General features: G+C 44.5%; 11 protein-coding genes. 2 read left to right on the top strand and 9 right to left on the bottom strand.

Going from position 1 to position 14,420, the window contains the following annotated elements; translation table 11 throughout:
• Nucleotides 1-21: 21 nt before the first annotated feature.
• From MLE17_RS17900 to MLE17_RS17865, 8 genes are all read right to left on the bottom strand, one after another.
• Nucleotides 22-399 (bottom strand): ATPase, encoded by a 378-nt coding sequence (locus MLE17_RS17900; protein ID WP_243350144.1) that lies wholly within the window; start codon nt 397-399, stop codon nt 22-24.
• A 262-nt stretch (nt 400-661) separates the two neighbouring features.
• The gene (locus MLE17_RS17895; RefSeq protein WP_243350143.1) at nt 662-1,045 is read right to left on the bottom strand and encodes an HYC_CC_PP family protein; all 384 of its coding nucleotides are present in this window, start codon (nt 1,043-1,045) and stop codon (nt 662-664) included.
• A gap of 172 nt (nt 1,046-1,217) precedes the next feature.
• The gene (locus MLE17_RS17890) at nt 1,218-1,556 is read right to left on the bottom strand and encodes a hypothetical protein (protein ID WP_243350142.1); all 339 of its coding nucleotides are present in this window, start codon (nt 1,554-1,556) and stop codon (nt 1,218-1,220) included.
• A gap of 671 nt (nt 1,557-2,227) precedes the next feature.
• The gene (gene ltrA, locus MLE17_RS17885) at nt 2,228-3,511 is read right to left on the bottom strand and encodes a group II intron reverse transcriptase/maturase (protein ID WP_243350141.1); all 1,284 of its coding nucleotides are present in this window, start codon (nt 3,509-3,511) and stop codon (nt 2,228-2,230) included.
• 689 nt (nt 3,512-4,200) lie between these two features.
• A complete protein-coding gene (gene xylE, locus MLE17_RS17880) occupies nt 4,201-5,862 on the bottom strand; it encodes a D-xylose transporter XylE (protein WP_243350140.1) in 1,662 nt (553 codons plus the stop codon).
• A 217-nt stretch (nt 5,863-6,079) separates the two neighbouring features.
• Nucleotides 6,080-7,396, bottom strand: coding sequence for a xylose isomerase (gene xylA / locus MLE17_RS17875; protein ID WP_243350139.1), 1,317 nt, complete (start codon nt 7,394-7,396; stop codon nt 6,080-6,082).
• Nucleotides 7,397-7,686: 290 nt separating this feature from the next.
• On the bottom strand, nt 7,687-9,159 hold the full coding sequence (locus MLE17_RS17870) for a xylulokinase (protein WP_243350138.1): 1,473 nt from the start codon (nt 9,157-9,159) through the stop codon (nt 7,687-7,689).
• Nucleotides 9,160-9,262: 103 nt separating this feature from the next.
• Entirely contained in the window at nt 9,263-9,982 is a 720-nt protein-coding gene (locus MLE17_RS17865) for an NUDIX hydrolase (protein WP_243350137.1), read from the bottom strand.
• Between the two features lie 390 nt (nt 9,983-10,372).
• Here MLE17_RS17865 and MLE17_RS17860 point away from each other — a divergent pair, with 390 nt between their 5' ends.
• Nucleotides 10,373-11,617 (top strand): oligogalacturonate lyase family protein, encoded by a 1,245-nt coding sequence (locus MLE17_RS17860; RefSeq protein ID WP_243350136.1) that lies wholly within the window; start codon nt 10,373-10,375, stop codon nt 11,615-11,617.
• Nucleotides 11,618-11,719: 102 nt separating this feature from the next.
• Here the strand turns inward: MLE17_RS17860 and upp are convergent, their stop codons facing one another.
• Nucleotides 11,720-12,373, bottom strand: coding sequence for a uracil phosphoribosyltransferase (gene upp / locus MLE17_RS17855; protein ID WP_243350135.1), 654 nt, complete (start codon nt 12,371-12,373; stop codon nt 11,720-11,722).
• A gap of 180 nt (nt 12,374-12,553) precedes the next feature.
• Here upp and MLE17_RS17850 point away from each other — a divergent pair, with 180 nt between their 5' ends.
• Nucleotides 12,554-14,338 carry a phosphoenolpyruvate carboxykinase (GTP) gene (locus MLE17_RS17850; RefSeq protein ID WP_243350134.1) on the top strand — a complete coding sequence of 595 codons (1,785 nt, stop codon included), beginning with the start codon at nt 12,554-12,556 and terminating at the stop codon, nt 14,336-14,338.
• Nucleotides 14,339-14,420: the final 82 nt, after the last annotated feature.

Genomic DNA, 14,420 nt, shown 5'->3' with positions numbered 1-14,420 from the left:
CAGGTTTGAATTCAAATAAAATCACTTGCCTCTTTCGTATTGGCAACAACCCGGCAGAGCCTTATAAGTTTTGTCAGCAGCTTTGGCTTTGTCGGTATCGTGACCGGCAGCAGCGATTTTTTTGTGGATGTCCATCAGCTTCACCTTTGAGGCATCGTACGATACGCTAAGCATCTTGGTCTTATCGCTCCAGTTGGCCTTGGTGGCACCGGCTGCTTTGGCAGCTGTCTCGATGCGGGTTTTGCACATATCGCAGTTTCCCCATACTTTAAAAGTAGTGGTAGTAATTGTGGCTTTCACCGTATGGTGATTCTGGTGCATGGCAGCATTTTGGGCAACGACACTCATTTGAGCAAACAATACGATAAGGGCAACTGAAAGCATTTTTATAGTTTTCATAACTGTGGTATTTTGGAAAATGAATAATTGAGTTTTTTTGCAATCCGGCAAGCGGATTTGAGCCGCTGCTCGGTAGGGAGCGCTAGCGTTCAGCGGCTTCAAGCCGCTTGACGCGTAACAGATTTCCCTTTAAAATGATTTGCGAAATAGGAATCGGTCTATCCGATACAGAAACGTATGGATACGACGATTCATCCGACTCGTTTGGAATAAGGTAAACACCTTATATCTAACAAATCAGAGAAACGGTTTGCTCATTAATTCAACACAGGAAGACTTGAAGCATAGCCGAAGGATTGTCGGCTGTCAGTGGAGGAGAATTGTAAGGTATGTAGGCCGAATGCAGTGCAAAGGACAGTTCGGTCAGCGTAAAAGCCATCACCGAAGGGGCTTCCAGCCAGTCCAGTGAAATCACCTTAACGGCTGGCGCATGCACATCATTCGAAGAGAGATAATCATTGGTTACCTTTTGGGTAAAGGTTTCGTTGTGGCAGCAGTTGCAGTGGTCCCCGCAGCAGGATTTGGGTTCTCCGGCCAGGGTGATTTTCTTCAACTCATTACCACAATAATGACGCGTCACGGTCACCCCGGCCGTAGCCAGAATCAGCGTGAACATAATCAGTATATGTGATAACCTGCGTGCCATAATGCAATGATTGATATGCAAATATACAATTCGACACGACTCATTGTTCTACGATCGAATTTCTTTTCGTTAAATTAACAGCTAACGTTAATGGCAATTGCACCCTTTATCGTTGGGAATCCGGTATATCAGCATCTGTTCATGCGTGCCCTGGCAAAGGGACTTCATTCTGTTAGAAAAATCTCAACTGTATATTCTCCTCTCCTTCCACCTGACTCATCTCAAATTTACCTTTATAGACCATCTTCATCCCATTCAGCTTACCTGACTCCACCAATCGGGAGAGAAACAACTGATGTTTCGCCTCAACACATTCGTGATTAAAAAACACCAGCAATTTATCGGCATCCGTACCATCAAACTGAATGATAAAAATACCATGTTCCGAAAATACCAAATCTTCGTAAGCATATCCGATATCCAGTCCGGTAGCATCCTTCATGATGAAGCGTACCTTTTCCAATTCATAAAAGACAATCTTTTCTTCCGGTGCTAAGCTTTCTGTTTCCATACCTATCGTTTATTTACATTTTAGACATTTGTGATTTACAATTTGACAGCACAACTGTCTAAGTGTAAAGATGCAAATAAACGAGACAGCAAACAAACAATATGAGCACATAGACAGCATTTAAAACACCATTTTATCATCATTTAACCTAACTTACAATCAAAACGATACTTTCGCAAAGTAAAATATAACAACTGGAAATCAAAAATATCCGAAAATCAATAGACATCGGCTATTTTTATTGCACATCTTCCTCGTAAAAACATATAGGTATCTTTCGCTTTCTGCAAAAAATCAATCCCTACGGACTAATTTACCATTCCCCACGGATAAATTCCGATACTACCATATCGGTTGCACCTATAAGTCCCGGAGATATCCTTTCTCCCCCTATCCTTCACTATAGCTTCAGTAATGGTCTTGTATTAATCTAATTTATGATTTTACTGGTATAACACATATATAATATAGGTATGATACTGGTATAAAATATGCTTTAAAAGAGTAGTTTTATATCAGTGTTTAATCAATAATACACGAATAATTTGTAAATATGGATTTATAATCAACCTATTTAAAACCATAATGAGACCTCATAGGAATTGCATAAACAAAAAAGATACCGGCATTTTAAGCAATCGAGTAGGTAGGGGGATTGCTCCCCCGCCCTCTCACACCACCGTGCATGCTCTCGCACACGGCGGTTTCCTTAAATTGTTTAACCTCGCGTAGTTTAATGTCAGGTTGTATAAGCCTTGTTCCTCAAACCATTGATTGTCCATGGCCTGATTGGCTTGTGGACATCCTGATTTTCGCCAGCAACCCTTTCCCGATAGCGCCAGTAGCCAGCTCGTTCCTTTCTTCACTCCCAGACCTACTAAAAATCGGTATAGAGTGATGGGGCGTTTACATTGCTTTAGTCTGTAACAGCGAAGCTTCCTTCGTATCCATGCGTCCAGCTTTTGTAGTTGTCTTTGACATTTGGCATATTGATAGTAATTTAACCATCCTCGCAGCACGGGTGTGAGTTCTGATATGAGCTGCTCAAACTTTACCCCTCTGTTCCGCTTGGTGATGGTACGTACTTTCGCCTTTAATCGGTCAAGGCTCTTCTGGGCTACTGTCAGGTTGCCACTCTGTTGAATGGTGTAGCCTAAGAATTTGGTTTGATTAACTTCGCATACTTTGCTCTTTTCTTTGTTCACGATGAGTTTTAGTTTGCTTTCGATAAAGTTGCTTATCGATTCCATAACCCTCTCTCCTGCCATTTGGCTTCGTACGAAGATGTTGCAATCGTCAGCATAGCGAACAAATTTGTGTCCCCGTTTACCCAGTTCTTCGTCTAGTTCGTCTAATACGATATTGGACAATAATGGGAAGAGTGGACTGCCTTGCGGTGTGCCTTCTGTGCGTTGACTTATTACTCCGTCAACCATTACCCCGCTTTGAAGGTATCGCCGTATCAGTTTCAATAGAATTTTGTCTCCAATAGTCTCCGATAGTCGATACATCAGGCGGTCATGGTGCACTACATCGAAAAATGTCTTTAAGTCGATATCTACGACTGTCAGTCTGCCTTCTTCTATGTATCCGCTTGCTTTCTGCAATGCCTGATGTGCATTGCGATTGGGACGGAAGCCGTAGCTGTGGTCGGAGAATTTCCGTTCGTAGATCTGACTTAGCACTTGGGCTATCGCTTGCTGAATTATCCTGTCTGTTACCGTCGGGATTCCCAGTTTTCGTTTCCCGCCGTTCGGCTTCGGTATCTCTACCTGTTTGACTCCCTGCGGATGATAGCTTCCTGTGTGGAGGTGGGCTATCAGAGTGGCCCCTTCCTGTGTATACCACGTCGCAAACTTGCCTACCGGCATTTGGTCTATTCCGGCTACTCCTTTGTTCTGCTTTACCTGTTTGTAGGCTCGTTTGATATTGTCGTGACTCAATATCTCTTCCATTAAATTCCGGGCTAAGGCTCGTTTCTGTTCTCCTGCTCCTTCTACTTGCAACTCCCTTATGACTTCCGCTTGGCTTACGGATTCACGGTTCGAAAAAGGGCGCAAAGTGCCCATATCTGCCTCTGTGAACAAATCTAATTGGTACGCTCTGCCTTGCTGTTGCTCCATAAAATAAATTTCAAACTAACTGCTCCTTAAATTTAAAGATTCAGACCTTCGTCCTGACTGTTCCTGTCCCGACTACTATGTCCTCTGCTGACTTCTTGCAACATATCGGAAATTATCGCTAATCTCTTTGTCCCAGGGGACACGAGGCAAGATCTCTCGGGATAAGACTCTTCTCTTTCGTTAGGTTCTGCTTGATTTACTGTCTGCGATTACGGTTGATTTTCGGGCTATACGCAATCCAACGCTCGCTCACCCTCGCTTGACAGCCTTGTATCAAATTTCTGTGCGTCAGTACGCTAACTTTGCTGATGGCTTCTTTCAGATTCCGCCTCACGGGGGACACCCTTGCCATTCGCTAACACTTCCTTTCAACACGGCGTGTACAGGGACTTGCACCCTGCAAGTAGAAGAACCATGCCCGACATACAAAAAAAGAGACAGCCCAATGGACTGCCTCTTCCTATTCATACACACACTTCACCACTAAACTATCAAATCTACCCGTGATGAAAAGATAGATCCTATTTTTTCCAGAGCTCTTCGATCGATTCGAGAGTCTTACCTTTTGTTTCAGGAACGAATTTCCACATAAACAATGCCGACAGGATACCCATGATACCGTAAATCCAGTAAGAGAATCCGTGATTAAACTGAGCAGTCAACCAATCATTGTCATTCATCATAGGGAAAGTCAGCGACACGATCCAGTTGGCAATCCACTGAGCTGCAACAGCGATGGAGAGCGCTCCACGAATTGAGTTCGGGAAAATCTCAGCCAGCAATACCCAGCAAACCGGGCCCCAGCTCATCGCAAAGGCTGCCGTGTAGATCAACATAAAGATCAGGGCGACAATACCCACATGACCGGAGTAGAAGGTGAATCCCAATGCGATCATACTGATGGCCATACCGATAGAACCGATAATCATCAAAGGTTTACGTCCGAATTTATCCACAGTCATGATGGCTACCACCGTAAAGGTAAGGTTTACCACACCGACAATGATGGTCTGAAGCAAAGATGAATCAGTAGAAGCGCCCATGTTGCGGAAGATGTTTCCGGCATAGTAAAGCACCACGTTGATACCTACTGCCTGCTGGAATACCGAAAGCAGGACACCTACCACGATCACACCGAAACCGTAAGATAACCACGGAGCGTTAATTTCGTGCAATGTGCCTTTAATGTCGGTCAGGATGCTTTCTGCACTGCTCTTTCCGGCAATCTTTTCAAGTACGCTCAGCGCTTTTTCGTCTTTGCCCTTCATTGCCAGGTAACGTGGAGTCTCAGGTACAAAGAACAAAAGTAATATAAAAATTCCGGCAGGAATCGCTCCCGAAAGGAACATGTATCTCCATCCTTCGGTAATTAACCACTGCTCATCCCCCTGACGGGCAATTACAAGATTGACAAAGTAAATCACCAACATACCGAAAATGATTGCAAACTGGTTAAACGAAACCAGCTTACCGCGTACATTCGCAGGAGCAATCTCTGCAATGTACATCGGGGAAATCATAGATGCGATACCCACACCGATACCACCGATAATGCGGTAAACCACGAATGAGTACACATCAAGTGTTCCGAAAACGTTGAATGCCTCAGGTTTCCAGGCTCCCACCGCAGAGATAAAGAACGCTACCGCTGCGATAAAAAGGCCGTTTTTACGACCCAATGATTTGGAGATAAATCCGGACAAGGCGCCACCAATGATACATCCGATCAGGGCACTGGCAATCACAAAACCTTTTACTGCGTCAGCTGTACTTTTCATCTCCTCGATGTCAGTCAGTGCAGGCAAAGATTTACCGATGAAGCCTACTGCCCAAACAGTCAGTCCGGCCAGAACCACCACGCTAAGAATTCCTCCTTTTTTCGTGCCGAGCAGACGGATAATCTGTCCGCAAATCACGAGAAATACAATATAAAGTACAATCGTCATCATCACCCGGTACTGGCTGATGAGCGTCATAATATCGTTGTTAAATACATAGTCAGCACCTTTAGTCGTGTAGATGTAAAATTCTACAAGCGATTTTTCAGCACCGTTTACTACGGCTGTATCATAACCGAATAATAAACCGCCGAGTGTTGCCACCAGCGTCAAAAGAAAAATGTAGAGCTTACTGCCCTCTTGAAAGGAATTCGATTGACTTCCTCCTGTGTCTATAAAAGCCATGGTTGTGAGTTGTTAGGTATTAGTAATTAGTAGATTTATTTAATCAAGATGATTAGATCAAAGACAAAAGACGTTATGGTCAGTGGTGTTTTTCTTTAGTCCTTTATCTTTAGTTTGATTTCTGTTGTCTGTTATCTGAATTCAAAAAAAGAGCAAAGACAAGACCATGATATGGTTTCAACAGTCTTATGTCTTTGCTCTTCTATCTGTTATCTGATTAGATATACATGTTTACAATCGCTTCGTAAAGCTCTTGTTTTCCGCTGATTTGTTTTGGTTCTCCGTTTGCTTTTGCGTAAGCGTAAACATCTTCCAAAGAAAGTTTACCTTCTTCGAATTCTTTACCTTTACCAGCATCATAAGATGCGTAACGGTCAGAAACCATTTTTTGGTATGGAGACTCTTTAAGGATAGCAGCAGCTGATTCCAAAGCACGAGCCATTACGTCCATTGCACCAATGTGAGCGATGAACAAGTCATCCATATCGGTAGAGTTACGACGGATTTTAGCATCGAAGTTGGTACCGCAACCTTGCATACCACCACCTTTAAGCACTACCATCATAGCCTGAGTCAATTCGAAAATGTCAACAGGGAATTGGTCAGTATCCCAACCGTTCTGAACGTCACCGCGGTTTGCGTCGATAGCACCCAACATACCGGCATCAACGGCACACTGCAATTCGTGCTCGAAAGTGTGGCCAGCCAAAGTAGCGTGGTTAACCTCGATGTTCAATTTGAAATCATTTTCCAAACCGAACTCTTTCAGGAAGCCGATTACAGTTTCGCTATCCACATCATACTGATGTTTCATTGGCTCCATTGGTTTAGGCTCGATAAGGAACACGCCTTTGAAACCTTTAGCGCGGGCATAGTCACGTGCTTTTTGCAACATGGTACCCATGTGTTGTTTTTCACGTTTCATATCAGTGTTCAACAATGACATGTAACCTTCACGTCCTCCCCAGAACACATAACCTCTACCACCCAATGCGATAGTAGCGTCGATAGCGTTTTTGATTTGCAACATTGCACGGGCAGCAGTATCGAAATCAGGGTTGGTGCTTGCACCGTTCATATAACGAGCAGGAGAGAATACGTTTGCAGTACCCCACATCAGTTTGATACCAGTCTCAGCTTGTTTTTGTTTAGCATATTCAACGATAGCTTTCAGGTTAGCTTCGTATTCTTCGATGCTGCTGCCTTCGCTTACCAAGTCGATATCGTGGAAACAGTAGTATTCGATACCCATTTTTTGCATGAACTCGAAACCAGCATCCATTTTGTCTTTTGCAGCTTGTACAGCATCAGTTGCACCTACCCATGGGTGAACCTGAGTACCGCCACCGAATGGGTCTCCACCTTCAGCGCACAAAGTGTGCCACCATGCCATGCTGAATTTGAACCACTCAGCCATAGTTTTACCGAAAACTACTTTCTCTGCATCGTAGTAACGGAAAGCCATAGGGTTTTTACTCTCTTTACCTTCAAATTTGATTTTTCCTATGCCAGGAAAATACTCTTTTTGTGCCATCTTGTTTTGTGTTTTGAGACTCCCTGTCTCCTAAAAAAAGACAAGGAAGTCATTGATAATTGATTATTGAATTATTAACTTCTCTAAAAGCCGTAAATTGTAAAGTGCTAATATTCTTCGTTGAGGTTATTGTGTTTGTACTTTGTCTTCCCGCCCCTAAATCCCCTAAAGGAGACTTTTAGAGAGTGCTAAACATTTACAGAAGTACAAATCTCAGTTTCCCTAAGCGCTCACAGTTCATATTTGCAATTCTGTAGAAGTCCCCTTTAGGGGATTTAGGGGTAGATGAATTAAAGCTTGCTTTTCCACAACTCATAAGCCGCCTTATAAGCTTCTTCCTGAGCTTTATTGGGTTCGATTACTTTCAGTTTCTCGAGTGATGCAAAGGCCTCAACGTTTGATTTGTAGATTCCGGCACCGATACCTGCACCTTTAGCCGCACCTACAGAACCGTCTGTATCAAACAACTCAATGGTAGCTCCGGTAACACCAGCCAGTGTATCACGGAAGATCGGGCTCATAAACATGTTGGCGAAACCGGCGCGAATGACACGGGTATCAATACCCATGCCCTGCATCACCTCCATACCGTAAGCGAAGGAGAATACGATACCCTCCTGAGCCGCACGCAACAGGTGAGCTTTACCGTGTTTGTTGAAGTTGATGCCATGCACCGAGCAGCCCACCTCTTTATTGTTGAGCATGCGCTCAGCACCATTACCGAAAGGCAGGATAGAGATACCGTTTGATCCGATTGCCACAGCTTCTGCCAGCTCGTTCATCTCATTGTACGAGATCCCTTCCGGCGCAACGTTCTTCTTCATCCATGAATTCAGGATACCGGTACCATTTACACAAAGTAATACGCCCAAACGGGTAGTATCAGCAGTGTGATTAACATGAGCAAATGTATTTACGCGTGATTGCGGATCATAATTCACGTGGCCGTTTACACCATATACAACCCCTGACGTACCAGCTGTTGCGGCAATCTCACCCGGATTGAACACATTAAGTGAGAGTGCGTTATTCGGTTGGTCTCCGGCACGATAAGTAACGGGAATTCCGGCAGCCAGTCCCAGTTCGGCAGCAATATCAGCTGTTACTTTACCCTGATCAGCAAACGTAGGCAGGATAGTCGGGATGACAGAAGCGTCAAATCCGTAGTATTTCATCACATCTTCCGAAACTGAATTCGTTTTGAAATCCCAGAACATACCTTCCGACAATCCGGAAACGGTAGTGGTGATTTCACCGGTCAGTCTCATGGCGATGTAGTCGCCCGGAAGCATGATTTTGTAGATTTTAGCGAAGAGTTCGGGTTCGTTTTCCTTTACCCAGGCCAGTTTGGATGCGGTAAAGTTACCCGGAGAGTTGAGCAGGTGAGAAAGGCATTGTTCTTCTCCGATGGCTTTGAAAGCCTTTTCACCGTAAGGTACGGCGCGGCTGTCACACCAGATGATAGACGGACGGAGCACCTCTTTGTTTTTGTCCACCAACACCAGGCCGTGCATCTGGTAAGAGATACCGATGGCTTTGATTTCATTGCCCGATACGCCCGATTTGGACATGATCGACTGGATGGCATTTTTCATATTGGCCCACCAGGCTTCAGGGCTTTGTTCTGCCCAACCCGCTTTTACAGCCATGATTTCCATCTCTACTTTCGGTGAAAAGTCGGTGGCCACACATTTGCCGGTCTCTGCATTAACCAGCGAAGCCTTTACCGATGAACTACCAATGTCAACTCCTAATAAATACATTGTCTTTATGTTTTACGTTATACGTTATAAGTCTTACGTTTAGATTGCAATTTGTGAGATTCTTCATTCTCCCCCTCTATTATTCAATCCCTCAATCCCTTTATTACCCGTGTATCTTATTATAAATCTTCTTATCGAAGCGATAATAGCGTGCCGCACGGTGCGATACATTGCTCTGTCGCTCTTCCAATGGAACGACATACTCCATCGCTGCTATCTTTTTGTGGAAATTGCGCACATCGGCTTTCACACCGTGTACCATATCGAAAAGAGTACGAAGCTCAAGTGCTGTAAATTTTCTAGGTAAAAGCTCAAACAATACCGCAGGCTCCATCTCAATCTCTTTGCGCACCTGCTTCACCGCATCCTCGATAATCAGATTATGGTCAAAGGCAAGGGATTGCAACTCATCAAGCGGACACCAAGTCGCATTATGCTCTTTGGAGAGTTGCGGTCCTTTCTTATCAATGCGCAGCAATGCCAGGTAACCGACCGTAATAATCCGGCCAATCTTTTGCCGGATGGCATTCTCCAGCCAGTATTTATCACGTGGATTTTTAGTACGATCTGGGTTGGCAAAACATTTAAACTGTTTCATGTAAATGTTTTTGATGCCGGTCAGTTCATACAAAACCCGTTCTGCCGCATCATCCACATCTTCGTTATCGTAAATAACACTTCCCGGCAGCTTCTGGCTGTTGAATTTCTCCGTATCCAGTTCGCTACCATATTCTACTAATAGCACGTTAAGTTTTTCTCCGTCGTAACCTAACAGGACACAGTCAACAGATAAATGCGGAAAGAAGCCGGGATTTGTACTCACTGAAACGATTGATTTGATTAACGACTACAAAGATATAGTCACTTTTACGAAAAGCTTATTGTAATCGCGATGTTATAAAACATAATGTACTGAATATCAACTATTTAATATTCATACATTTTACAATAAGGGTATATGATAAACGCCTATTTCAAAAGCATTTACCCGAATGTCTACAATGTAGATTTTACAATAAGAAAAGCAGCTTATCTTATTGTAAAAAACACAACAACAATTTATCCGACTGAATTGGATAAAGAAAACGCCAATCCCGTCAAAAGGAACAATCAATCTATCAAAATCGTTATGCTCTGATCTGGTGAAGGGATATATATTTGGCCTATGTAACTATAACATCGAATAACACCTATAACCCTGACAATAAAACCCATGAACAAAAACACATTCCTCAGGCTAATGCTTTTAGCCTTTATCAGCTCACCGGTAAATCTGGCAGCTCAAACCGTAATGCAGACAGGCGGTCATAAAATGCCCAACGCCTGGATAGACAAAGAGACCCATCACAAAGTCATTCGACTGACGCAACGTGAAGGCAACAGTGCAAGCTTCTATTTTCACAACAATCCGTTTATTTCCGGAAAAGGCAATGAAGGCGATCGTATGGTATTTTACGGAAATGACGCCTACAAAGCAGACGGCATGGGACAGAATTTATTCACGGTTAACCTGAAAACGCTGGAGATAAAACAACTCACCGGCAGTACAACATACAAAAGAGGGGAAATCGTGGACCAACGCTCTCACAACATCTACTACCAGGTCGAAGACAGCGTTTTCAGCACAAATGCAGACTCACAACAGACAGAACTCGTATTTGTATTCCCATCCGACTTCAAAGGAGGAATCACCACGTTAAATGCAGATGAAACGTTGCTGGGCGGAGTCAGCTCTTCCGAAGCGGAAAAAGAGATCGTGAAAGCCTACCCGGAAAAGAAAGATTTTTTCAACAGAATATATGAAGCTCGCTTGCCGAGAACTCTATTCGCCATCAATCTCAAAACAAAACAACTTACGCGACTCTTTACCGATAATGCATGGCTCAATCACGTGCAGTTTTCACCGGCAGATCCCAAAGTGATGATGTTCTGCCATGAAGGACCGTGGCAAAAGGTGGACAGAATCTGGACAATCAATACGGACACCCAGAAAGTCGGACTTATCCATAAAAGAAGCATGAAAGATGAAATTGCCGGCCACGAATGGTTTGGTCAGGATGGAAAGACGATCTGGTACGACCTGCAATTACCTCGCGGAAAGGATTTCTATGTAGGAGGGACAAATCTGAAAACGGGGAAAGAGGTGAAATACCGACTGACCCGCGATCAATGGAGCGTACATTACACAACGTCTCCTGACCAGAAACTATTTGCCGGTGACGGTGGCGATACCGTGTCGGTAGCCAATGCGAAAAACGGAAAGTGGATTTACCTCTTCACTCCGGAAGGGAATCACTTCAAAGCGGAACGGTTAGTCAACATGAAGTTCCATAAATACAAGCTGGAACCCAATATCCATTTTTCACCGGACATGAAATGGGTTATCTTCCGGGCTAATTTTGAAGGATTTGAAAGCGTATATGCCGTAGAAATAGCCAAAAGCAAGGCTGATAAATAACTGCCGGATAGAGCTCCCAATAACAAAATAGAACAACAAAAAAAACGTCGGAATGATACCTCTTAATCATTTCGACGTTTTTTATTGTTGCCGGGAAAGAACTTATTCTTTTTCTCCGAAAGCCAAATCACCCGCATCACCGAGCCCCGGAATAATATAAGCATGCGCATTCAGCTCCGGGTCAATGGCTGCCACCCACAGGGAGACATTTTCCTCACCAAACTTCCCCATAAAATAATCAACCGCCGGCTGACTGGCTATCACGCAGGCAATATAGGTGTGAGTGGGAGTTCCTTTAGTCTTCAGTATATTATAGGCCATTTCGAGAGAACTTCCGGTTGCCAGCATGGGGTCGGCAATGATCAGCGTCTTCCCATCCAGGCCGGGAGAGGCCAGGTATTCACTACAAATCTCAAATTGCTCCTCGTCTTTATACTTTCGAAAAGCCGATACAAACGCATTCTCCGCCTTATCGAGGATGTTGAGAAACCCCTGATGAAAAGGCAGTCCGGCCCGCAAGACGGTCGCAATCACAATCCGATTATCAGATGTCTCTACGTGTGATATACCCAGAGGCGTCTGAATCGCTTTGGGCGAATAGGTAAATGTTCTGCTGATTTCATAGGCCATGACCTCCCCTATCCGTTCCAGATTACGGCGGAAACGAAGACGATCTTTTTGAACATTCACATCGCGAATCTCAGCCACAAAACGTGAAAGCTCCGAATTATTCCGGGAAAGATCATGCAAAACCATACTCGATATAGATTAAATAGTGCTCAATTCTGTTTACATAGACAAATATACTACCTGAATCATTTTTTCCATGTCAATTTATGTCAAAAACAGAATTTGATTTGTTATAGTAGAAAGAAGATAAGATTGCGTTCACTCCACTCCATTCGACAAATACATTCAGAACTAATATTGCTCACTATGACAAAGAATCACGATTTAATCCATTGGGTAAATAAATGGGCCGAACTTATGACTCCCGATAAAATCTATTGGTGCGATGGCTCAGAAGAGGAAAATCAACATTTGTTGAATGGTATGGTCTCCAGCGGAATGGCCGTCAGGCTTAATGATAAACTAAGACCCAATTCCTATTACTTTCAATCCGACCCGAGTGATGTCGCCCGGGTGGAAAGCCGGACCTTTATCTGTTCCGAATCGCGGGAAGATGCCGGACCGACCAATAACTGGCATGATCCGGAACAAATGAAGACAACCCTGCGTGAACACTATAAAGGCTGCATGAAAGGACGCACAATGTATGTGATCCCATTTTGCATGGGCCCACTACACTCCGACATATCCCACCTTGGCGTTCAACTTACCGATTCACCTTATGTGGTGGTCAATATGCGCATCACTACCCGTATGGGAAAAGAGGTACTTGCCCTGATAGACCATTCCGATATATTTGTACCATGCGTCCATTCCGTAGGTTACCCGCTTGAACCGGGACAACCGGATGTAAAGTGGCCATGTGCTCCTATTGAACGAAAATATATCGCCCATTTCCCCGAAACCCGTGAAATCTGGTCCTTTGGCTCCGGTTACGGAGGAAACGCCCTGTTAGGGAAGAAGTGTTTTGCCTTGCGCATTGCCTCCACCTTAGCTCTTGATGAAGGCTGGATGGCCGAGCACATGCTTATCCTCGGCATCACAAACCCGCAAGGAGAAAAGAAATACTTTGTAGCGGCATTTCCATCGGCTTGCGGGAAAACAAATCTGGCCATGCTGACCCCTACCCTGCCCGGCTGGAAAGTCGAGACCATCGGTGATGATATAGCCTGGCTGGAATTTCGTCACGACGGGCGGCTCTATGCCGTCAATCCTGAAAACGGATTCTTTGGCGTAGCGCCCTGCACTTCCATGGATACCAATCCGAATGCAATGTTGTCCGTGAGCAAAAACGCACTGTTTACCAATGTGGGACTGACCCCGGATGGCGACGTATGGTGGGAAGGCATCGGGCACGATATGCCTCCCGGAACAATGGACTGGAAAGGCCGCTTCCACGAACCGACACATTGCGAACCCATCGCCCACCTGAATTCACGCTTTACAGCACCTGCATCACAGTGCCCCAGCATCGACCCCGACTGGGAAAATCCTATGGGAGTTCCTATTTCGGCCATACTCTTCGGTGGCCGGCGGGCGACAACAGTTCCGTTGATCCTCGAAGCCCGCAACTGGGATCACGGGGTATTTATGGGATCAACTATCGGCTCGGAAGTAACGGCCGCAGCTATCGGTCTGAAACCCGGCGTCCGTCGCGATCCGTTTGCCATGTTACCTTTCTGCGGATATAATATGGGCGATTACTTTGCCCACTGGATAGAGATGGGAAAATGCACCAGGCCGGAGCTATTACCTAAGATATTTACAGTAAACTGGTTCCGCAAAAAGGAGGGTCAGTTCCTGTGGCCCGGATATTGTGAAAACAGCCGGATACTGGCCTACATTTTTGACCGCTGCAATAATGAAAGGAAAACAGAGAATACTCCGTTAGGGGTAATCCCTGCGACCGGAGAAATAAACACCGAAGGGCTTGACATAACTACAGAACAACTGGAACAGCTATTCAGAATAGATCCGGATGAATGGAAAGACGAAGTGGACTCAATTGATGAACACTATAACAAATTCAGTCATTTACCGGCAGAGCTACATAACGAGTTGGAGATGTTGAAGATAAATCTCGGGCTGTAGCCTGCCATTTAAGCCAAACCTGACCGGTTTTAAAAGCCTGTCAGATTTGTTAAAACATATCACCGTATGAAACAAGCATAAA

The sequence above is a fragment of the Parabacteroides sp. FAFU027 genome (assembly GCF_022808675.1).
Taxonomy (GTDB): Bacteria; Bacteroidota; Bacteroidia; order Bacteroidales; family UBA7332; genus CAXXIC01.
Note: the sequence above shows the minus strand (reverse complement) of the source record. Positions and strands in the feature narration are given on the sequence as shown.

Excerpts from the sequence above, each read along its gene's own strand:
- MLE17_RS17895 (WP_243350143.1), bottom strand. The coding sequence starts at position 1,045 with ATGGCACGCAGGTTATCACATATACTGATTATGTTCACGCTGATTCTG.
- MLE17_RS17890 (WP_243350142.1), bottom strand. The coding sequence starts at position 1,556 with ATGGAAACAGAAAGCTTAGCACCGGAAGAAAAGATTGTCTTTTATGAA.
- MLE17_RS17860 (WP_243350136.1), top strand. The coding sequence starts at position 10,373 with ATGAACAAAAACACATTCCTCAGGCTAATGCTTTTAGCCTTTATCAGC.
- upp (WP_243350135.1), bottom strand. The coding sequence starts at position 12,373 with ATGGTTTTGCATGATCTTTCCCGGAATAATTCGGAGCTTTCACGTTTT.
- MLE17_RS17900 (WP_243350144.1), bottom strand. The coding sequence starts at position 399 with ATGAAAACTATAAAAATGCTTTCAGTTGCCCTTATCGTATTGTTTGCT.
- xylE (WP_243350140.1), bottom strand. The coding sequence starts at position 5,862 with ATGGCTTTTATAGACACAGGAGGAAGTCAATCGAATTCCTTTCAAGAG.
- MLE17_RS17850 (WP_243350134.1), top strand. The coding sequence starts at position 12,554 with ATGACAAAGAATCACGATTTAATCCATTGGGTAAATAAATGGGCCGAA.
- ltrA (WP_243350141.1), bottom strand. The coding sequence starts at position 3,511 with ATGGAAGAGATATTGAGTCACGACAATATCAAACGAGCCTACAAACAG.
- xylA (WP_243350139.1), bottom strand. The coding sequence starts at position 7,396 with ATGGCACAAAAAGAGTATTTTCCTGGCATAGGAAAAATCAAATTTGAA.
- MLE17_RS17870 (WP_243350138.1), bottom strand. The coding sequence starts at position 9,159 with ATGTATTTATTAGGAGTTGACATTGGTAGTTCATCGGTAAAGGCTTCG.